The organism is Nocardioides sp. YIM B13467 (assembly GCF_042788075.1).
GTDB lineage: Bacteria > Actinomycetota > Actinomycetes > Propionibacteriales > Nocardioidaceae > Nocardioides.
The window spans coordinates 1-19,112 of record NZ_JBHZPJ010000014.1; the positions used below are offsets into that span (position 1 = coordinate 1).

Annotated in this window: 21 protein-coding genes; 8 read left to right on the forward strand and 13 right to left on the reverse strand. The window is 69.1% G+C overall.

All coding sequences use genetic code 11. The features are described from left to right. Nucleotides 1–46: 46 nt before the first annotated feature. Genes ACFX43_RS03805 through ACFX43_RS03815 form a run of 3 tightly spaced genes read right to left on the reverse strand, consistent with a single transcriptional unit; the run spans nt 47 to nt 1,845 of the window. The gene (locus tag ACFX43_RS03805) at nt 47–688 is read right to left on the reverse strand and encodes a hypothetical protein (RefSeq protein WP_378817218.1); all 642 of its coding nucleotides are present in this window, start codon (nt 686–688) and stop codon (nt 47–49) included. Between the two features lie 39 nt (nt 689–727). Beyond that, nucleotides 728–1,348: a hypothetical protein gene (locus ACFX43_RS03810; protein ID WP_378817221.1), complete on the reverse strand. Its 621-nt coding sequence runs from the start codon at nt 1,346–1,348 to the stop codon at nt 728–730. Beyond that, nucleotides 1,345–1,845, reverse strand: a complete 501-nt coding sequence (locus ACFX43_RS03815; protein WP_355230913.1) for a SigE family RNA polymerase sigma factor — start codon at nt 1,843–1,845, stop codon at nt 1,345–1,347. The genes ACFX43_RS03810 and ACFX43_RS03815 overlap by 4 nt, the downstream gene beginning before the upstream one ends. Nucleotides 1,846–1,939: 94 nt before the next feature. Between ACFX43_RS03815 and ACFX43_RS03820 the strand changes: the two genes are divergently transcribed. The 4 genes from ACFX43_RS03820 to zwf all read left to right on the forward strand — a co-directional run bounded on the left by ACFX43_RS03820 (nt 1,940) and on the right by zwf (nt 7,260). Beyond that, on the forward strand, nt 1,940–3,880 hold the full coding sequence (locus ACFX43_RS03820) for an anthranilate synthase family protein (RefSeq protein ID WP_378817224.1): 1,941 nt from the start codon (nt 1,940–1,942) through the stop codon (nt 3,878–3,880). Next, the gene (locus ACFX43_RS03825) at nt 3,877–4,449 is read left to right on the forward strand and encodes an anthranilate synthase component II (protein ID WP_378817227.1); all 573 of its coding nucleotides are present in this window, start codon (nt 3,877–3,879) and stop codon (nt 4,447–4,449) included. Before ACFX43_RS03820 ends, ACFX43_RS03825 begins: the two co-directional genes overlap by 4 nt. Beyond that, the gene (locus ACFX43_RS03830; protein ID WP_378817230.1) at nt 4,446–5,714 is read left to right on the forward strand and encodes an anthranilate synthase component I family protein; all 1,269 of its coding nucleotides are present in this window, start codon (nt 4,446–4,448) and stop codon (nt 5,712–5,714) included. The genes ACFX43_RS03825 and ACFX43_RS03830 overlap by 4 nt, the downstream gene beginning before the upstream one ends. Before the next feature lie 88 nt (nt 5,715–5,802). Beyond that, a complete protein-coding gene (zwf, locus tag ACFX43_RS03835; RefSeq protein ID WP_160025843.1) occupies nt 5,803–7,260 on the forward strand; it encodes a glucose-6-phosphate dehydrogenase in 1,458 nt (485 codons plus the stop codon). Nucleotides 7,261–7,351: 91 nt separating this feature from the next. Here zwf and ACFX43_RS03840 read toward each other — a convergent pair whose 3' ends face one another. The 8 genes from ACFX43_RS03840 to ACFX43_RS03875 all read right to left on the reverse strand — a co-directional run bounded on the left by ACFX43_RS03840 (nt 7,352) and on the right by ACFX43_RS03875 (nt 13,983). Continuing rightward, nucleotides 7,352–7,846, reverse strand: coding sequence for a hypothetical protein (locus tag ACFX43_RS03840; protein ID WP_378817233.1), 495 nt, complete (start codon nt 7,844–7,846; stop codon nt 7,352–7,354). A gap of 11 nt (nt 7,847–7,857) precedes the next feature. After that, complete coding sequence (locus ACFX43_RS03845) at nt 7,858–9,279, reverse strand: ATP-binding protein (RefSeq protein ID WP_378817235.1); 1,422 nt, start codon at nt 9,277–9,279, stop codon at nt 7,858–7,860. Further along, a complete protein-coding gene (locus ACFX43_RS03850; RefSeq protein ID WP_378817308.1) occupies nt 9,276–9,950 on the reverse strand; it encodes a response regulator transcription factor in 675 nt (224 codons plus the stop codon). Before ACFX43_RS03850 ends, ACFX43_RS03845 begins: the two co-directional genes overlap by 4 nt. A 202-nt stretch (nt 9,951–10,152) precedes the next feature. Continuing rightward, on the reverse strand, nt 10,153–10,935 hold the full coding sequence (locus ACFX43_RS03855) for an ABC transporter permease (protein WP_378817238.1): 783 nt from the start codon (nt 10,933–10,935) through the stop codon (nt 10,153–10,155). Then, on the reverse strand, nt 10,935–11,945 hold the full coding sequence (locus tag ACFX43_RS03860) for an ATP-binding cassette domain-containing protein (protein WP_378817240.1): 1,011 nt from the start codon (nt 11,943–11,945) through the stop codon (nt 10,935–10,937). The genes ACFX43_RS03855 and ACFX43_RS03860 overlap by 1 nt, the downstream gene beginning before the upstream one ends. 152 nt (nt 11,946–12,097) lie before the next feature. Next, the gene (locus ACFX43_RS03865) at nt 12,098–12,739 is read right to left on the reverse strand and encodes a PadR family transcriptional regulator (protein ID WP_378817243.1); all 642 of its coding nucleotides are present in this window, start codon (nt 12,737–12,739) and stop codon (nt 12,098–12,100) included. A 31-nt stretch (nt 12,740–12,770) separates the two neighbouring features. Then, entirely contained in the window at nt 12,771–13,181 is a 411-nt protein-coding gene (locus tag ACFX43_RS03870; RefSeq protein ID WP_378817246.1) for a VOC family protein, read from the reverse strand. Between the two features lie 10 nt (nt 13,182–13,191). After that, a complete protein-coding gene (locus tag ACFX43_RS03875; protein ID WP_378817249.1) occupies nt 13,192–13,983 on the reverse strand; it encodes a DUF899 family protein in 792 nt (263 codons plus the stop codon). Nucleotides 13,984–14,036: 53 nt separating this feature from the next. Here ACFX43_RS03875 and ACFX43_RS03880 point away from each other — a divergent pair, with 53 nt between their 5' ends. Together ACFX43_RS03880 and ACFX43_RS03885 are read left to right on the forward strand one after the other, a co-directional pair. After that, nucleotides 14,037–14,714: a winged helix-turn-helix transcriptional regulator gene (locus tag ACFX43_RS03880; RefSeq protein ID WP_378817252.1), complete on the forward strand. Its 678-nt coding sequence runs from the start codon at nt 14,037–14,039 to the stop codon at nt 14,712–14,714. Between the two features lie 115 nt (nt 14,715–14,829). Further along, a complete protein-coding gene (locus ACFX43_RS03885) occupies nt 14,830–15,531 on the forward strand; it encodes a winged helix-turn-helix transcriptional regulator (protein WP_378817253.1) in 702 nt (233 codons plus the stop codon). 25 nt (nt 15,532–15,556) lie between these two features. Here the strand turns inward: ACFX43_RS03885 and ACFX43_RS03890 are convergent, their stop codons facing one another. Further along, nucleotides 15,557–15,898: a hypothetical protein gene (locus ACFX43_RS03890; RefSeq protein ID WP_378817255.1), complete on the reverse strand. Its 342-nt coding sequence runs from the start codon at nt 15,896–15,898 to the stop codon at nt 15,557–15,559. A gap of 103 nt (nt 15,899–16,001) precedes the next feature. Between ACFX43_RS03890 and ACFX43_RS03895 the strand changes: the two genes are divergently transcribed. After that, nucleotides 16,002–16,880: an AAA family ATPase gene (locus ACFX43_RS03895; protein WP_378817257.1), complete on the forward strand. Its 879-nt coding sequence runs from the start codon at nt 16,002–16,004 to the stop codon at nt 16,878–16,880. Then, nucleotides 16,877–18,238: a VWA domain-containing protein gene (locus ACFX43_RS03900; RefSeq protein WP_378817261.1), complete on the forward strand. Its 1,362-nt coding sequence runs from the start codon at nt 16,877–16,879 to the stop codon at nt 18,236–18,238. The genes ACFX43_RS03895 and ACFX43_RS03900 overlap by 4 nt, the downstream gene beginning before the upstream one ends. A gap of 24 nt (nt 18,239–18,262) precedes the next feature. Here ACFX43_RS03900 and ACFX43_RS03905 read toward each other — a convergent pair whose 3' ends face one another. Beyond that, nucleotides 18,263–19,039 (reverse strand): GntR family transcriptional regulator, encoded by a 777-nt coding sequence (locus ACFX43_RS03905; protein ID WP_378817263.1) that lies wholly within the window; start codon nt 19,037–19,039, stop codon nt 18,263–18,265. Nucleotides 19,040–19,112 lie beyond the last annotated feature (73 nt).

A 19,112-nucleotide genomic window follows, 5' to 3' on the forward strand; every position in this document is an offset into this window, starting at 1 on the left:
GAGTCGGCGCGTCAGAACGCGCCGACTCGGCGATGGCGGGGGATGGCTAGAGGACTGTGATCCAGGGGTGGTCGGGCAAGGTCTGCTCGAGCGCGCGCCGCAGCCAGTGACGCCGACGGTCGTCGAGCAGCGGCACGGTGTTGTCGAAGTCGAGCTGGTCCTTCGAGCGGAGCCCTGGGGACTTGTAGAGGAGCTGGATCTCGGGCTGGAGATAGCGGATCCCATCGCGCTCCCAGACCGCCTCGGACATCGGCATCCGGATCGACTCCTCACGCCGATAGACCCACTCACCGGCGGTGCCGGGGTTGAGCAGCAGGTCGTACTCCCACGGGTCCTGAGCGCTCCGCCGCGTCCAGACCTGACCCTCGGTCTCCCAGAGGACATCGTCGGCGCCGTCGGGATCGTCGTCCGGGAGTAGCGGACGCAGCGCCGTGGTGCCTGCGGCCCATACGTCGAAGCGCCCTGCCAGATGCTTGCGCAGCACGGCGAGATCGCTGCGGAGCACACAGGTGTCGGTGTCCTCGTGCTCCCGACGTACGCCGGTGAACGCTTCGATCGCCCAACCGCCCGCGACCCACCAGGTGCCGGGATAGCCCTCGAAGAGGGCGGCCACGTCGGCCGGTGTGCGCGTCGCCCAAGGCCCGTAGAGCCGCTCGAACTCGTCGTTGCTCAGATCGTTGACGCCCACCCGCGAAGCCTAGCTGCGCGGATGGGCGTCGGGAGTGGGTCAGCCGACGGACGGCTTGGCGTCGGCGGTGACCTCGACGCCCTCGGCGAACTCGACGAGCTGCTCGTCGGTGAGGTGGATGGTGTTCCACATCTGGATGACGACGGTGAAGTCGCCGTGGGTGTACTTGAGCACCGTCGCGCCGTCGGGGGTGGTGACGAGCGACGCGGGCCGGCCGGAGACGGAGGTGTTGGTCGAGTCCGTGGGCGCGGCCGAGCTCGACTCGAGCATCACCACGATCTTGTCCTGGAAGTCGCTGACCGAGGACTTGTCCTCGGGCCGGGCGACGGCGAGGACGTACGGATCGGATCCCTGCAACACGAACCCTTCGGGCACCTTCGCGACCGTGAAACCGGGCACCTGGGTGCCGTCGTAGTCGACCAGCCGTACGTTGTCGGCGGCCTGGACGGTAGGCGCTCCCTCGTTGCCGGAGGTCAGCGCGATGCCGCCGAAGGCACCGCCGACCGCGAGGGTCAGCGCGGCGCCGCCGAGCGCGGCGCGCTTGATCCGGCGCCGGGAGAGCGCCCGGTGGCCGCGGCGAAGGTCGGCGGCGGCGTCCTCGGTCATCGAGGCGGACGGGGACGGGGTCAGGCGGGCGAGGCGGTCGATCACGTCGTTCATCGGGAGTCTCCTGTCAGTTGGGTGGGGGTGAGCAGCGCCCGGAGCTTGTCCAGGCCGCGTGCGGTCTGGGACTTCACGGTTCCGGTCGAGCAGCTGAGCGCGTCGGCGACCTCCTCGACCGAGAGGTCGTGGACATGGCGGAGCACGACGGCCGCGCGTTGCCGGGGCGGGAGCTCGGCCAGGGCGGCGACCAGCTCCGGATCGACCATCGCCGGGTCCTCGACCGGTGCCTCGGGCAGCGTGACCGCGCCCTGCTCGCGCCGGAAGAAGGGGCGCCTGCGGTGGTCGGTCAGGCAGTTGACCAGGGTGCGGCGAGCGTACGCAGCGGGGTGCTGGGACGCTCGCCCCCAGGCCAGATAGACCTTGACCAGGGTCGACTGGACCAGATCCTCGGCCAGGTGGGCGTCGCCGGCGGTCAGCAGCCGGGCAGTGCCGACGAGCGGCGCTCGGTGGCGGCGTACGAAGGCCTCGAATTCGGCGTCTTGGGAACGTCTCACGCACTGTCAACGGATGCGGGGCACCGCGGGGTTGCACCGGCCCACCATCCGAATCGAATGGGTCACGCGTCAGCGCGCGGATTAGGCTCATCCCATGACGACCAACAGCCCTGCCAAGACCGCGATCGAGGAGATCACGGGGCACGAGGCGTGGGCGATCATCCGGCGCTCCTCGCGGGCGGGTGACCGGGACACGGTCGGCATGCTGGCGGGCACCCGGTCCGTGGTCGAGTCGCTGCTCGACGTACCTCTCGAGGAGGGCACCCCGGAGCCGGGGAAGGTCGCCGACCGACTGCTCGCGGTGCCGTTCCGGCAGGTGAGCGAGCGTGGCTTCGAGGCCCACGACGACGGCACTCCGCTGGTGGTCGTCGACGTGGAGCGCGAGTGGGAGTTCTCGGTCGCCGAGGTGATCGAGGCGCTTCCCGACGTCCCCGTGGAGTTCGTGGATCGTGGCGGGTTCGACGTGGACGACGACACCTACGCCGACCTGGTCAAGACCGTCATCGAGGACGAGATCGGCCAGGGCGAGGGCGCCAACTTCGTGATCGGCCGTCACTACCGGGCCCAGCTCGACGACTGGAACCACGACCGCGCGCTCACCGTGCTGCGTCGCCTTCTGGAGCGCGAGCGCGGGGCCTACTGGACCTACTGCTTCTTCACCGGCGACCGCTACCTCATCGGCGCCTCGCCGGAGCGGCACGTGAGCGTCCACGGCGGCGACGTCCGGATGAACCCGATCTCCGGCACGTTCCGGCTGCCGCGCGACCTCGAGGGCAGCCCGGAGAAGATCGCCCACGATCTCAAGGGGCAGCTGACCGACTTCCTTACGGATCAGAAGGAGGTCTACGAGCTCTTCATGGTGGTCGACGAGGAGCTCAAGATGATGTGCGACATCTGCGACCAGGGCGGCCAGGTGCTCGGGCCGTTCCTGAAGCCGATGTCGCGGCTGATCCACACCGAGTATCTGCTGGCCGGTCGCTCGGCGCGCGACCCGCGCGAGATCCTGCGCGACACGATGTACGCCGCCACCGTCACCGGCTCGCCGGTGGAGAACGCGTGCCGGCTGATCAAGAAGTACGAGCCGGAGGGCCGTGGCTACTACGGCGCCGCCCTCGCGCTGCTCGGCCGTGACGAGTCCGGTGCTCCGACGGTCGATTCGCCGATCGTGATCCGGACGGCGGACGTGTCTGTCGACGGCCGGCTGAAGGTGAGCGCCGGCGCGACGTTGGTGCGCGACTCCGACCCGACGTACGAGGTCGCCGAGACGCACGCCAAGGCCGGCGGGATCCTGTCGGCCTTCGGACTCGTGCCGGCCGCGCCCGCGCTCGCCCAGGACGTCTCCGAGCTGGTCAACGACGAGGACCTGCTGCTGACCCTGGCCGCGCGCAACCGCCGGCTGTCGTCGTTCTGGCTCACCGACCAGGGCGACGAGGAGCCCTCGGCCCACCTCGCCGGGAAGCACGCGGTGATCCTCGATGGCGAGGACGATTTCGTACGCATGCTGCGCCACGTCCTCCGGGTGCTCGGCATGACCTCCTCGGTCGTCCGGCACGAGGACTACGAGGACGGTGCCTTCGCGGGTGCTGATCTCGTCATCGTCGGGCCCGGCCCGGGTGACCCGCGCGACGGAACCGATCCGAAGATGGCCAAGCTGCGTGCCGCCGTGGCGTCGCTGCTCGAGACCGAGCAGCCGTTCCTGGCGGTCTGCCTCGGCCACCAGGCGCTGTGCCACCAGCTCGGGATCGGGCTGCACTACAAGGACATCGTCTTCCAGGGCACCCAGACCCGTGTGGGTCTCGGGTTCGGCGGGCGGCCGCGTCGTGAGCGGGTCGGCTTCTACAACACCTTCGTCGGACGGGTGGGGTCCACGGAGCTGCCCGCGGGGGTGTCGGTCGATGCCGACCCCGAGACGGGCGACATCCACGCCATCTCCGGGCCTCACTACGCCGGCATCCAGTTCCACGCGGAGTCGGTCCTCACCGAGCGCGGCTACGACCTCATCCACGACGTCGTCAGCGATCTGCTCGCCCAATGAGCGACGTCGTCGTGGTCGACCACCACGACTCCTACGTGTGGAGCCTCGTCCACATGATCGCGCAGGTCACCGGGGCCCTTCCGGATGTCGTGGAGCACGACGAGGTGAAGCTCGGGGACCTCTCCGGCTACAGCCATGTGGTCCTCTCGCCCGGGCCCGGCCATCCGGCCGATCCGGCGGATTTCGCGGTCGGGCGGGACGTACTCCTGGACGCGGGGCGGCCCGTCCTCGGGGTCTGTCTGGGGATGCAGGGGCTGGTGACCGCCTACGGCGGTGTCGTCGACCGGATCGAGCCCGCCCACGGTGAGGTGGCCCGGGTGACGCATGACGGGCGCGGGGTCTTCGCAGGCATCCCGTCGCCGCTCGAGGCGGTCCGCTACCACTCCCTGGCGGCCGTCTCGATCCCCGATGTCCTGGAGGTGACGGCCCGCTCCGAGGACGGGGTCGTGATGGGCGTACGTCATCGGCTGCTGCCGCTGGAGGGCGTCCAGTTCCACCCCGAGTCGGTGCTCTCCCAGCACGGTGCGGCGATGGTCGCGAACTTCTTGGACCGACCGGGGACGCGATGAGCGTCGAGGACCTATTCGCCGAGGTCGCCGCCGCCCACCCGCGCTGCGTGTGGCTCGACGGCGGCGGCGCGCGCGAGTGGTCGGGCACGCGGTCCCTGATCGGCTGGCTCGAGGACGACGACGTCTCGCTGACCTACTCCGCCGCTCCCCGTGAGGTGCTGCGCCACGCCGGCGGCCGGTCCGAGGTCGTCGGCGACGACATCTGGCAGGTCCTGGAGCGTGAGGTGCGCCCGGGGGAGCAGTGGTTCGGCTACCTCGGCTACGCCTGCCGACCCGATCTCCCCGCCGCCCCGTCGGACGACGTTCCGGATGCCGTCTGGATGAGACCGTCGCATCTTCGGCTCTTCGAGCACGAACTTCTCCGGCAATCCCTGCACTTCTCGGGTGTTGCAACGCCAGAGAAGTGCAGGAATACCCGGTTAACCGGGTATTCCTCCCCGCCGTCCCCCGCCTACCGCGCCGCCTTCGACCAGGTCCAGGAGGCCCTCCGAGCCGGCGACACCTACGAGGCGAACCTGACCTACCGGACCACGGTCCAAGCCGAGGCCGACCCGGTGGAGACCTACCTGCGGCTGAGGAGCATCAACCCGGCCCCGTACGCAGGGTTCCTACAGCACGACGTCGCCGGCCACGCGGCGTGGTTGCTGAGCTCGAGCCCCGAGCGGTACGCCCTGATCGACGCGGACCGCGTGATCGAGACGAGGCCGATCAAGGGCACGACCCCGAGGGGCGCGAGCGACGCGGAGGATGCGGCCAACGCGGACCTGCTGCGTACCGATCCCAAGCTCCGCAGCGAGAACCTGATGATCACGGACCTGCTCCGCAACGACCTGGCGATGGTCTGCGAGCCGGGGACCGTGGAGGTGCCCGGCCTGATGCGGGTCGAGTCCTACCCGAGCGTGCACCAGCTGGTCAGCACCGTCAGAGGCCACCTGCGGGACGAGATCACCACGATCGAAGCACTGCGCAGGCTCTTCCCGGCCGGGTCGATGACCGGTGCGCCCAAGCTGCGCACGATGGAGGTCATCGAGCGTGCCGAGCGGGAGCTGGGTGGGCCGAGGGCGGCGTACGCCGGTGCTTTCGGCTGGATCTCCGGCGACGGGCCGGCCGATCTGGGCGTCATCATCCGCACGCTGACGACCCACGACACCCACACCTGGAAGATCGGCACGGGCGGCGGGATCACGGTCAGATCCGACGTCGCAGAGGAGGCCGCCGAGGCGCGGTTGAAGGCCGATCGGGTGCGCGCCTCCCTCGGCAGATGATCAAACAGGTGAAAAGACGGCGACACGTTGAGACGGCGGCCGTTGTCTATTGGATCGTTCATAAAACGGGGACTACCGTGGACTCATCATGGCGACCATCGACGACAAAGCCCTGCCACATGTGATCGTGCTCTTCGGTGCGACCGGTGATTTGGCGCGCCGCAAACTCCTGCCTGGCCTGCTCAGACTCAACGAGGCCGGGCTGATGACGGATGCTCAGATCGTCGGCACGTCATTGGAGGATCTGTCCGACGAGCAGTTCATCGAGTTCGCTCGCGAGGCGTGCGAGGAGTTCGGCAAGGGCGACATCACCGACGAGCGCTGGGCGGCGTTCGGGGGGATGCTCTCCTACGTCTCGACCAAGGAAGGCCCGCACGCACTCGCCGACGCGGTGAAGCTCGCCGAGAAGAAGCTCCAGGGGCTCGGCAGCGACGTGCGCCGCCTCCACTACCTCAGCGTCCCGCCCAAGGCCGCTCAGGACGTGATCCGTCAGCTCGAGGAGGCCGACCTCGTCGAGCGGGCCCGGATCATCATGGAGAAGCCTTTCGGCACCGACCTCGAGTCGGCCAAGGAGCTCAACGCGAAGATCCACGAGGTCTTCAGCGAGGAGCAGATCTTCCGGATCGACCACTTCCTCGGCAAGGAGGCCGCGCAGAACATCCTGGCCTTCCGTTTCGCCAACGGTCTCTTCGAGCCGATCTGGAACCGCAACTTCATCGACCACGTCCAGATCGACATCCCCGAGACCCTGGGCCTGGAGGGACGCACCGCGTTCTACGAGAGCACCGGCGCCTACCGCGACATGGTCGTGACCCACCTGATGCAGGTGCTGGCATTCATGGCGATGGAGCCGCCGACCTCGCTTGCTCCCGACCCGATCGGCGAGGAGAAGAACAAGGTCTTCCGCTCGATCCGGCCGTTGGACCCGCGCAACGTGGTGCGTGGTCAATACTCCGGATACCGCGGCAAGAACGAGGTCGCCGACGACTCCGACACCGAGACCTTCATCGCGATGAAGGTGATCATCGACAACTGGCGCTGGGCGGGCGTTCCGTTCTTCCTGCGCACCGGCAAGAAGCTGGCCGAGGGCGCGCGGATCATCTCGATCGCGTTCAAGGAGCCGCCGCTGACGATGTTCCCGGCCAACTCCGGCGCCGGCACCCAAGGTCCCGACCACCTCACCTTCGACCTCGCCGACCAGTCGAAGATGTCGCTGTCGTTCTACGGCAAGCGCCCCGGGCCCGGCATGAAGCTGGAGAAGCTCTCCATGCAGTTCGCCACCCAGGAGACGAGCTCCTCGACCGGCGTCCTCGAGGCGTACGAACGCCTCATCCACGACGCCATGCGTGGCGACCACACCCTCTTCACCACCGCCGAGGGCATCGAGACGCTCTGGGAGATCTCCCAGCCGCTCCTCGACAACCCTCCGCCCGTGCGCCTCTACGCTCCCGGCTCCTGGGGACCCAACTCGATCCACCAGCTGATCGCCCCCCACGCCTGGCGCCTCCCCTTCGAGCGCTCCTGGCGCGAGACGAAGAAGCACTAGCCGAAACGGCGCGTACGTCGGCCGAGAAGTCACTCCGGTCGGCCGAGTCGGCACGAGCGTGACGTGTCGGTCGACGCGGGTGACGTCTCGGCTATGGGGCGTTCGCGCTCAGCTGCTCGAGGAGGGCTTGGGCGGCACGGTCCATGGCATCGCCGTCGTAGGGCTCCAGGTCGACGGAGTTGAAGCTCTGGATGAGGGTGCCGTTCTGGACGAAGCCGGTGACGGCGTACGAGTTGACGCCCTGCTGCTTGACCAGCCGGGCGTCCTCAGCCCCCTCGATGTCGGGCTCGCTGACGTCCCCGGACTTCACGTCCATGGTCTTCCACGCCTCCGCGAGGGTGCCCTTGAAGGGCAGGTAGTTCAGTTCGTACGCAGTCCCGCCCGACTCCTCGGGAAGCAACGCGCAGCGGGGTGCCGCCGAGGTGCCCTTCTCGACGCGGAGCTGGGCGCCGAGGGCCTTCTCCACGGGGGAGATGTCGAGCCCGTCGCACGGGTTGAACGTCTCCTTGGAGGCATGCTCCTCGGCTCCGCAGGCAGCGAGGGAGAGCAGCGCCACCAGGCTGGGCGCCAGAACGGCGTATCTCAATGCTTCAACCCTCAATTGTTCAACACCGCCGTGGGCGGTTCGGTCGGCCGGGGTGACGTCGAGCCGGGCAGGCGCATGGTCATCCGCGCGCCACCGTGCGGGGAGCGAGCCGCGGAGACCGATCCGCCGGTGCGCTCGGCGACCTGCCGGACGATAGCGAGGCCGAGCCCCGACCCGGGCATCGAGCGAGCCTCCGTGGAGCGGTAGAACCGGTCGAAGACGTAGGGGATGTCGTCCTCGGAGATGCCCGGCCCCTCGTCGTCGACGTTGAGCACGCCATCGCGGAGCGCGACGTGCACCGTGCCCGACTCCGGAGACCACTTGGCGGCGTTGTCGAGCAGGTTGGTGACCGCCCGCTCCAACGAGCTGGCGTCGCCCATGACCCACCACGGCGTCATCTCCTCGGTGAAGGTCACCGACGGTGCGCGCAGACGCACCCGGGAGAGCGCCCGATCGACCACCTCGGAGAGGTCCACCGTCTCCAGCGTCGGCTCGGCCGGCGCGTCGCGGGCCAGCTCGACGAGATCGCCGATCAGGTTGGTGAGCTCCTCGATCTGGGCGCGGATGTCGCCGAGCAGCTCGGCCCGCTGCGCGCCCGAGATCGAGGCATCGGCCTGGGTGAGGAGCTCGACGTTGGTGCGGAGCGAGGTCAGCGGCGTACGCAGCTCGTGCGAGGCGTCCGCCACCAACTGTCGCTGCCGGTCTCGGGAGGCGGAGACGGCGGACAGCATCCGGTTGAACGACGTGGCCAGCCGGGCGATCTCGTCGTCCCCCTCGACCGGGAGCGGGGTGAGATCCTCGGTCGTCGCGATCCGGTCGACCGACGCGGTCAGCCGCCTCACCGGCCGCAGCCCGCCTGCTGCCACCACCCAACCGGCGAACGCCGCGGCGACGACGCCGGCCGCGCCGAAGAGGAGCACGACGAGCCCGAGCCGCTTGTACATCTCCTGCTGTGGCCCCAGCGACTGCGCCAGCATCAGCGCGGAGTTGCTGTCGGGGATCGGGACGGTGACGACGCGGAAGACGCCTACCTTGGTGGAGACCGTACGGACCGACTGCTTGGCCTCGCGCTTGGCCACCGCCTCCTCCGGTACGCCGGGACGCGGGAACGTGCCGAGCGTCGGCGACCAGTAGTTGTGCGAGTCGTCGACTTCGGCGACCTGGATGTCGCCGGCGTTGAGCACCCAGGTCGGGAAGGCCGCGCCTGTTCGTGCGTCCTGGATCGACGCGGTGTTGGCCGCGGCCGAGGTCGCCCGCTTGAGCAGCGACTCATCCATGTTGGCCTGCAGCTGGATGCGCACGACGAAGTAGAGCCCGATCGCGATCAGCGCGATCGAGCCGGCGACCGCAAGGGTCGTCAGCAGGGTGACCCGGCCCGCCAGAGAGCCGCGATAGCGCGAGCTGGTTGCCGGCGTGGTCACGGCGCTGCTCACGGCTCCTTCAGGACGTAGCCGATGCCGCGTACGGTGTGGATCAGCCGGGTCTCACCCTCGGCCTCGGTCTTGCGGCGCAGATAGCCGACGTAGACCTCAAGCGAGTTGGCGGTCGTCGGGAAGTCGTAGCCCCACACCTCTTCGAGGATGAAGGACCGATCGAGTACGCGGCGGGGCCGGCGCAGGAACATCTCCAGGAGCGTGAACTCGGTGCGGGTGAGCTCGATGGATCGCTCGCCGCGGGTCACCTCGCGGGTGGTGGTGTTCATGGACAGGTCGGCGAAGTGCAACGTCTCCTCGTCGTCCTCGCCGACGGGGGCCGCGCGGCGCAGCAGCGCACGCAGCCGGGCCAGCAGCTCCTCGAGCGCGAACGGCTTGGTGAGGTAGTCGTCGGCCCCGGCGTCCAGGCCGTCGACCCGGTCGCCGACGGCGTCGCGGGCGGTCAGCACCAGGATCGGTACGTCGTTGCCGGCGGCGCGCAGCGCCTTGGTGGCTTCGATGCCGTCGAGGCGGGGCATCATCACGTCCATCACGACCACGTCGGGGTCGTGGTTGGCGATGCCGGCAAGCGCCTCGGCGCCGTCGCCGGCCAGGGCGACCACGTAGCCGTTGAACTCCAACGACCGGCGCAGCGACTCACGCACGGCCTTGTCGTCGTCGACGACCAGCACGTGCGGCTTGTCGCCGGTGCTGTCGCTCGGGGTGGCAGGGCTGTTCACACTCCTACCTTGCCACCCCTCGCTGAGTCACCGCTGAGAGGACGCCGGTGTTTCCGCTGAGATCTGCCGGGGTGCAGGAATACCCGGTTAACCGGGTATTCCTGCACTTCTCTGGCAATGCAACACCCGAGAAGTGCAGGAAACACCGGAGAAGTCAGGCGTTCTCCTTGCGGAACGTGGAGATGCCCCACCAGACCGCGAAACCGAACAGGGCGACGGTCCAGCCGACGCCCCAGCCGATGTCGGCCACCCCGAGGTCACCGAAGAACGAGGCTCGGACCGCGTCGACGATGTGCTTGGTCGGGATGACGTCGGCGAGCGTCTCGAGCCACTGGGCGCCGAAGCTCATCGGCAGGAAGATGCCCGACAGCAGCAGGATCGGCATCAGCAGCATGTTGGTCACCGGCGCCATCACGTCCTCGCTCTTCACGAGCAGCGCGAACGCGTTGGAGGCGGCGGCTCCGGCGCCACCGATCATCACGGTGATCGCGATCCCGACGAGGATCCCCACCGGCTTGAAGTCCATCCCCATCAGCAGGCCGAGGGCGACCAGGATGATCGCCTGCACCAGGATCTGCAGCAGGTCGCGGTAGAGACGGCCGAACAGCAGCGCGCCGCGCGAGGCCGGGGTGACCCGCTCCGCCTCGATGACGCCCTCGCGCCACTCGCCGATCAGCGAGAAGCCGGCGAACATGGCACCGAAGATGCCGAGCTGGACGAGCATGCCGGGGACGAACCAGTTGTACGCGTTGCCACCGAGCTCCTCGATGAGCGGCTCGAGCAGTGGGCCGAAGAGCACGAGGTAGAGGATCGGCTGCATCACGCCGATCAGCACCCAGGCCGGGTTGCGGAGGTTCATCCGCAGCTGGCGGTTGAAGACGACCATCGACTCCCGGAAGAAGCCGGACTTGAGGACGGGCTGCTGGAACTCGGTCATCAGCGGGCCTCCTGATTCTGCTTGGTGGCCTCTTCGGCCTCGGGCGCGCCTGCGTCGGCATCGCGCAGGGATCGTCCGGTCAGCGTCAGGAAGACGTCGTCCAGGGTGGGGCGGGCGACCTCGATCGACTCCAGCGAGACGCCGTTCGACTCCAGATCGCGCAGCAGGCCGGGGACGGCCTTCCCGGCCCGCGGCACCCGGCCGCTGACCAGTCGCTCGTCCACCTCGATGGTCTCCGAGATCGAGCTGAGCTTGTCGCGCGCGATCGCCACCTGCTCGTCGGTGGCGACCTCCAGGGAGACCAGGTCGCCGGAGACGGCTGCCTTGAGGTTCTCCGGGGTGTCGTTGGCGACGATGCGGCCCTGGTCGATGACCATGACCCGGTCGGCGAGGGTGTCGGCCTCGTCGAGGTAGTGGGTGGTCAGGAAGACCGTGGCCCCGTGATCCGTACGCAGCGAGGCGATGTGGTCCCACAGGTTGGCCCGCGCCTGCGGGTCGAGGCCGGTGGTCGGCTCGTCGAGGAAGACCAGCTTGGGGGCGTGGATCAGCGCCATCGCGATGTCGAGGCGGCGCTTCTGCCCGCCGGACATGTTGCGAGGCTTGCGGCGCCACAGCCCCTCGAGCTGAAGCCGCTCGAAGAGCGCCTGGCCGTGGGCGACCGCATCCTTCTTGGACATCCCGTAGAGCATTCCGTGGTCGACGACCTCGTCGCCGGCGTAGGCGCCCGAGAAGGTCGATCCGACCTGGGAGCAGTAGCCGATGCTCCGCCTGACGTCGACGGACTGCTTGGCCACGTCGAAGCCCGCCACCGTGGCGGTGCCAGCCGTGGGCTTGAGGAGGGTGGTGAGGATGCGCAGGGTGGTGGTCTTGCCGGCGCCGTTCGGGCCCAGGAAGCCGACCACCTCGCCCTCTTCGACGTCGAGGTCGACTCCGTCGACCGCGACGACTTCTCTCTTCTGCTTGCCATGGCCGGAGGCGAATGTGTGCCTCAAGCCGCGTGCGTGAATCATGTGTCACTCCCTTGTGCGTGCAAGTCCCAGACAAGCACGGACCACTGACGACAATCACCCGGTTTTTACTCGGATGTTCAAACTTGAATACCACGAGTGTTCAATTTTGATCCCCCGGATGTCAAACCAATTCGAGCGAGACCCGCGTCGGCTCAGCCGCGCAGCATCTCCCGGTAGCGCTTCCGGTCGGCGTCCATCTGCCACCCCGGGTCGTCCTCGGCCGGTGTCCAGCCGGGAGCGTCGCCGGCGAAGGCGAATTTGCCGCTGCGTACGTCGTCCAGGAGCTCCACCAGCCACGCCCGCTCGGAGCGGAGCTTGTCGAGCTGGAGGCGCAGCGCGGCACCGGTGTGGGGCGGTGCGACGTGGGCGTTGGCCCGGATCGCGGCGTCGAGCTCCTTGTCGGTGCGCTCCAGGGCCTGCAGGCGGACGCTCAGCTGCTGGATGACGGCGGGACGCTCCAGCAGAGGCGCCAGCGAGAACGCGGCGTAGAAGGAGACGCCGTTGTAGACGTCCACAGCCTGCAGCGAGCGGGTGACCAGGCGCTCCAGCTCTGCCCGGCCGCTGGCGCTGATCTCGTAGACCGCGACCGTGCGCCCGTTGTCGACCAGATCGTGCCTGGTCAGGTGGCCCTTCTCGGTCAGCGAGGTCAGCGCGTGGTAGATCGAGCCCGGGTTGATGTTGGCCCACTGGTCGACCTGCCACGACATCAGCTCGCGCCGGATCTGGTAGCCGTTGACGGGCTCGAACAGCGCCACTGCCCCCAGCAGCAGCATCCGTGTGTCGTCTCCGGCCATAGGGAGATTCTAGGGGCGACACGACCGGGCCTCATTGGGACGTCAGCTGCCAGAGATGGCCGTCGGGGTCCGCGACCATCGCGCGGTAGTCACCCCAGGGTGCCGCCTCCGGCTCGATCACCCCGCGCCCGAGCGCCGTGGCGGCCGCATAGCGAGCCTCGACCTCGCCGCGCGAGCCGAGCTCGATCGTGACCAGGCACTGCCTCGGGCCCTGCTGCAGGGTCGCCGCGTCCATCGGCTCGTCCGCGAGCTGGCCGGTGACCCATTTGAACCCGCCGGTGGGGATCATCATCACCTCGCAGGAGTCCGACAGGGTCGCGCGAAGCGGTTCGGGGACCCCGTCGTGGACGAGCTCGCCGGGAGTCTCGAGGCCGAGGCCGTCGCGGAGGAAGGCGTGGGACCGGGTGCGGTCCCGGGTGGGCAGCGCGATCGTCGTACGCATCCGGAGCTCCTCAGTGACAGCAGTGGTCGGTGGTGGGGGCGGTGTCGGATCCGAGATCGTCGTCGCGTCCGGCGGCGAGCCTCGACCACTGCGCCGTCGGGCGACCGCTCACGCCGGCGCGGTGGTTGGTCGTCGGCGACTCCTCGCTGCGGAACTGGCTGCCGTCGATGCCCGTGCGCCGCGGCCAGCCCTCAGGTGAGTCCTCCCAGGTCTCCTGCCGTCCGTAGACGGTCATGTCCAGGATCCCGTACGACGCCGACATCGGCTCCACGCCACGTCCGGTGGTGCGGTAGGTCTCGAAGACCCGGTCGCCGTCGCGCAGGTAGCAGACCTTGCCGCCGAAGAACCCGCGGGCGTCGAGGATGTCCCACGACTCCTCGGGCACGGAGTACCACGGCATCTCCCACCCCATGAAGTCCCGGTAGCGGGAGCTCTCCGGGTAGGGCCCCTGGCAGAAGACCGCGTACGTCACCCCGCGCGAGTGCAGGTAGCCGAGGTCGCTCACACCGCCGCTGAAGAACGTGCACCCCTCGCACTGGTCGGCGGCGGCATGGCCGGTGTGCCACATGTGGTAGCTCGCGAAGAGCTGGGTTCGCCCCTCGAAGGCATCCAGCAGGCTGGCCCGCCCGGCGCCGCCGACGAGCGGTGCGGCCGCGTCGACCTCGGTCATCGGGAGCCTTCGGCGGGCCGCGGCGAGAGCGTCGCCCGCGCGAGTGTGCTCCTTCTCGCGGTCGAGGAGCGCATCGCGCTCGTGCAGATAGGTCGTCCGGTCGACGACGGGTGGCAGTGGGGTCGTGGTCATGATGACTACGTTAAACATAGTTGATACTCTTGTGAAGAGAGTTTGGAGGATCGATGCCGAAGAAGCAGACGTACGCCGACCTGGGTGATGCCTGCGCGACCGCGCACGCCATGGACGTCATCGGCGACCGGTGGAGCATGGTGATCGCGCGCGAGCTGGTGCTCGGTCCGCGCCGGTTCGCCGACCTGGCCTCGGCCGTCGTCGGGATCACGCCCGCCGTGCTCACCTCCAGGCTGAAGGCGCTACGGGACAGCGGCGTCGTCGAGCAGGCCCAGCTCGACGACCTCGGACGGACCCGCGTCTACCGGCTCACCGAGTGGGGGCAGGGGCTGGAGGACGTGATGCGGTCGCTCGGTCACTGGGCGCAGCGCTCGCCCGGCTTCCCGGTGGCGGAGGGGAGCATGACCCCCGACGGAGTGATCGTGGCGATGCGGACCATGGCCCCCTACGCGACGATGGCCGACTGGGGCGTCGGCCCCGTCCGGATCGCGATCGAGCTGCACGACGAGCGGCGTCCCGCCGCGGGCGTACGCCGCTACCGGCTGCACTGGGACGAGGACCGTTTCGAGCTGACCGAGGGTGCGGACGAAGCGCCCGCGGCGACCGTCTCCGGCGACTCGTCCGCCTGGGCGGACGTCGTCTTCGCCGGAAGTCCGGTCGGGTCGATGGCCGTCGAGGGCGACCGGCGAGCCGTGGAGCGGGTGGCTGCTGCGTACGCCGCGATCGCGTGACGCCACCTTCGAGAAGACACCGCATTTCGCCGGCGCGCCGGGACCTCTGGCACTGACGACCCGTAGTTCGGGCTCACTACGCTCGATGGGATCGAATGACTCGGAGAGGATCGACGTGACCCTGAACCTGACATACGGGGACCTGGGAGACGCGTGCGCGGCCGCGCACGCACTGGACCTGATCGGCGACCGGTGGAGCCTGATCGTGGTGCGCGAGCTGATGTTCGGGCCGCGTACGGCACGCGACCTGGAGTCCTCCGTGATCGGGGTCAGCACCGACGAGCTCAAGGACCGCCTGCAGTTCCTCGAGCACGCCGGCGTCGTGGTCGAGACCGAGCTTGGCTACATCACCAAGACGACGGCCTACGCCCTCACCCCGTGGGGCCGCGAGCTCGAGACGATCCTCGGAGCGCTCGGCCGCTGGGCCCACGGCTCGACCCGCTTCCCGATCATGTCCGCCGGGATGACGCCCAGCGGCGTGATGGTGGCGATGCGCACGATGGTGCCCGCCGGCAGCGCGACGACCCCCGAGCCGATCAGCGTCGCCTGGGAGCTGACCGACGCCCGCCGTCCAGACGCCGACCCGCAGCAGTTCCGGCTCGTGTGGAAGGGCAACCAGTTCGACCTCGCCGAGGGCACGCTCGAGGACGCCGACGTGACCATCGCGGGCGACTCGACGGCCTGGACCGGGGTCGTGTTCATGGGCTTCCCCGTGGACGCCGCGATCGCCGAGGCCGGGCTCAAGGTCGAAGGTGACCGCGCCGCGCTCGACCGCGTGCTCAGCCTGTTCGCGGACACGCTCGCCCAGGCCAGCTGAGGTTCTTCGGTCGGCTCCGCCCCTGCTAGGGGGCGGGGTCGGCGCAGAAGGCGATCAGCTCGCCGCGGGCCTTGCCCTGCTCGATCAGCTGGCCGACGTCGAGCGGGACGTGCTTCAGCTCGCCGAGCGGGGAGCGGATGATGGCGCTCTGCCGGCGCCAGGGCGCGATCGTCGGCGGAGCCACGCAGTGGTGCTGCTCGAGCATCGCGGCGAGCTCGGGCTGCTCCCTCTTCGCCAGCGACCGGGGCTCGGACGGCGTGGTGACGGCAACCAGACAGAAGGCCGCCAGCGCGGTCAGCGCGCATACCTTCATGGCGACGACGACCAGCGTCAGATGTCGCGGAGTGTCCGAGTGCACGTCCTTCACAACGACGAATGGGCCCGACGGTGACGGCTGCGTCGGGCACTATGACGAATGTCCCACCCGGACACCGGGAGCAGACCAGGAGCAGAGTCGCTAGTGTCGCGTCATGCCTTCGCGTACGTCTTCCTGGTTCTCCTCGCCCGCCGAGGCCGTCACCCGTATGGGAGACGTCGGCTACCTCGCGGACGACTCGACCGCGCTGACGACCTACCTCGCGGGGGCGCTGGAGAAGCCGGTGCTCGTCGAAGGACCGGCCGGTGTGGGCAAGACCGAGCTGGCCAAGGCGATCACCCGCGCGACCGGGGCCGAGCTGGTCAGGCTGCAGTGCTACGAGGGCCTGGACGAGGCCCGGGCGCTGTACGAGTGGAACTACAAGAAGCAGCTGCTCCGCATCCAGGCGGCCAACGACGGCCAGGCGTGGGAGGAGACCCACGACGACATCTTCTCCGAAGAGTTCCTGCTGACCAGGCCGCTGCTTACCGCGATCCGCCGTGAGGAGCCGACGGTGCTGCTCATCGACGAGGTCGACAAGACCGACGTGGAGGTCGAGGGGCTGCTGCTCGAGGTGCTCTCCGACTTCCAGGTGACCATCCCCGAGCTCGGCACGATGACCTCGACCCGCCGTCCGCTGGTCGTGCTCACCTCCAACGCCACCCGTGAGCTCTCCGAGGCGCTCAAGCGACGCTGCCTCTACCTCCACCTCGATTACCCCGACGCCGACCGGGAGCGCGAGATCGTGCTCTCCCAGGTGCCCGGTCTCGACGACAAGGTGGCGCGTCAGCTCGTCTCCGTGGTCGGCCGGCTGCGCGAGCTGGAGCTCAAGAAGTCGCCCTCGATCGCCGAGTCGGTCGACTGGGCGCGCACCCTGATCGCGCTGGAGATCACCGACCTCTCCGACAAGGCCGTCGCCGACACCCTCGGTGTCGTCCTCAAGCACTCCTCCGACGTCGACCGTGCGGTCCGAGAGCTGCGGTTGAAGAGGTGACTCTCCTCGACCGGCACATCGAGTTCCTCGAAGCGCTTCGGGGAGCCGGGCTGCCGGTGTCGCTCTCCGAAGGCCTCGACGCGGTCACCGCCCTCGGCCTGATCGGCTGGAACGACCGCACCCAGGTCAAGGAGGCGTACGCCGCGACGCTGGTCAAGCGCGCCAACCAGCGAGCTACCTTCGACGGGCTCTTCGAGCTCTACTTCCCGCGGATGGTCGGCTCGGGGATGGACGCTGATGCCGAGGCCGCCGGGGTGGCGAAGGACGGGCCCGAGGCGCTCTCCGAGTTCACGTCGCGACTGAGCGAGGCGCTGGAGGCCGACGACGTCGAGATGCTCCGCCAGCTGGCCGCCGAGGCGGTGGCGCGCTTCGGCGCGATGCCCGGCCGTGGTCCCGGGCTGAGCTCGTGGTCGTCCTACACCGCGCTGCGCCGGCTCTCGACCGACGAGCTCACCTCGCGGCTCATCGAGGGGCTCCAGCAAGGTGGTTGGACCGAGGAGGAGGCGGCGCGGGTCGGATCCCGCCGCGTGGATCGGTTCAGCGGTCTCGTCGAGGCCGACGCCCGCCGCCGGATCGCGGAGGAGAAGGGCCCCGAGCAGATCGCCAAGATCGCCGTACGCCCCACCATCGAGAAGCTCGACTTCCTGCACGCGCGGCGGGCCGACCTGGAGGCACTGCGGCGCGAGATCTACCCGTTGGCGCGCCGGCTGGCGACCCGGCTCACCCAGGAGCATCACGCGCGCCGGCGAGGAGCGGTGGACCTGCGGCGTACGCTCCGGTCCTCGATGTCCACCGGCGGCGTCCCCGTCGACCTGCGCTTCAGGCCGAAGCGGCCGCACCGCACCGAGCTGGTGATCCTGTGCGACGTGTCGGGCTCGGTGTCCAACTTCGCGACGTTCACGCTGATGCTCGTCTTCGCGCTGCGCGAGCAGTTCGGCAAGGTGCGCGCGTTCACCTTCGTCGACGAGATCCACGAGGTCACGTCCTACTTCAAGCCCGGCGCCGACCTGGTCGACACGATGACCGAGCTGACGAAGGCGACCGAGCACGCGGCCCGGATGGGCCGCACCAACTACGGCCGGGCCTTCTCCCTCTTCCAGGAACGTCACGCCGACGCGCTCGGCCCGAAGTCGTCGCTGCTGATCCTCGGCGACGCCCGCTCCAACTACTCCGACCTCGCCGTCGACTCGCTGCGCGCGATGGCCGAGGCGAGCAGGCACGCCCACTGGCTCAACCCCGAGGTCCGTACGCAGTGGGACACCGGTGACTCCGAGGCGACGCGCTACGGCTCGATCATCGAGATGCGGGAGTGCCGCAACCTCACCCAGCTCTCCGAGTTCGTCCACGACCTGGCCTGAGGCCGGGCCATTTCGGGGCCGGGCTCACTGCAGCTTCAGGTCGAGCCCGTAGACGATCCGGTCGGCGACCCCGACGGAGTCGGTGACGCACACGACCCGGTCGTCGGCGAGGAACCGGCGCCGGTCGGAGAGGACCGGGGTGCCGTCGGGGATCTGCAGGTCGAAGGTCTCCTGCGGCGTCGGCATCCGCGACTCGATGTCCATCGCGACCGTGGTGACCTTCACGCCGACCGTGGCCAGCAGGTCCTTGATCGGCGGCTGCGGCCACTCGTCGGACGGGGTGGCCAGCGGGGTGTCGATGACCAGCGGGTAGGGGATGTAGGCCGTGGTGCGGTATTCGGCCGTGTCTCCGCTGATGAAGAACGTGAAGGTGGTGCTGAGCAGCTCGCTGCGTGGGTCGAGGTCGAAGGCCTCCCCGAGCTTCTCGCCGGCGGCGATGACCTCGTAGGAGTGCTCGACCGAGATGCCGTCGTCCGGGCCGCGCGGCGGCTGGTGGTACGCCGCGTCCGGCTTCGCCGGGTGGCTCGGGTCGGTGATCAGCATGCTCATCAGGTCGTAGCGGGTCTTGGTGGCGTCGCGTACGAAGACACCACGACCCTGCTCGCTGGTGATCAGGCCTTCGTTGCGCAGCACCGCCAGACCCCGCCGGATCGTGGCGCGGTCGTAGGGGAATGTGTCCATCAGCTCGGGCTCGGTCGGTAGACGCTCGCCGGGCTGGTAGGTGCCGTCGTCGATCTGGGCCCGCAGATAGTCGGCCACGTGGAGGTATTTCGGCAGGCCGCGCGGACGGGGGTTACTCATGGGAGAACACGTTACTGAGGCGTACAGATCCCGAATAGCCGCATAGCCCCACCCTTTCCGCCTTGACCCGTTG

Excerpts from the sequence above, each read along its gene's own strand:
- ACFX43_RS03810 (WP_378817221.1), bottom strand. The coding sequence starts at position 1,348 with ATGAACGACGTGATCGACCGCCTCGCCCGCCTGACCCCGTCCCCGTCC.
- ACFX43_RS03820 (WP_378817224.1), top strand. The coding sequence starts at position 1,940 with ATGACGACCAACAGCCCTGCCAAGACCGCGATCGAGGAGATCACGGGG.
- ACFX43_RS03825 (WP_378817227.1), top strand. The coding sequence starts at position 3,877 with ATGAGCGACGTCGTCGTGGTCGACCACCACGACTCCTACGTGTGGAGC.
- ACFX43_RS03830 (WP_378817230.1), top strand. The coding sequence starts at position 4,446 with ATGAGCGTCGAGGACCTATTCGCCGAGGTCGCCGCCGCCCACCCGCGC.
- zwf (WP_160025843.1), top strand. The coding sequence starts at position 5,803 with ATGGCGACCATCGACGACAAAGCCCTGCCACATGTGATCGTGCTCTTC.
- ACFX43_RS03855 (WP_378817238.1), bottom strand. The coding sequence starts at position 10,935 with ATGACCGAGTTCCAGCAGCCCGTCCTCAAGTCCGGCTTCTTCCGGGAG.
- ACFX43_RS03860 (WP_378817240.1), bottom strand. The coding sequence starts at position 11,945 with ATGATTCACGCACGCGGCTTGAGGCACACATTCGCCTCCGGCCATGGC.
- ACFX43_RS03865 (WP_378817243.1), bottom strand. The coding sequence starts at position 12,739 with ATGGCCGGAGACGACACACGGATGCTGCTGCTGGGGGCAGTGGCGCTG.
- ACFX43_RS03870 (WP_378817246.1), bottom strand. The coding sequence starts at position 13,181 with ATGCGTACGACGATCGCGCTGCCCACCCGGGACCGCACCCGGTCCCAC.
- ACFX43_RS03875 (WP_378817249.1), bottom strand. The coding sequence starts at position 13,983 with ATGACCACGACCCCACTGCCACCCGTCGTCGACCGGACGACCTATCTG.
- ACFX43_RS03880 (WP_378817252.1), top strand. The coding sequence starts at position 14,037 with ATGCCGAAGAAGCAGACGTACGCCGACCTGGGTGATGCCTGCGCGACC.
- ACFX43_RS03895 (WP_378817257.1), top strand. The coding sequence starts at position 16,002 with ATGCCTTCGCGTACGTCTTCCTGGTTCTCCTCGCCCGCCGAGGCCGTC.
- ACFX43_RS03905 (WP_378817263.1), bottom strand. The coding sequence starts at position 19,039 with ATGAGTAACCCCCGTCCGCGCGGCCTGCCGAAATACCTCCACGTGGCC.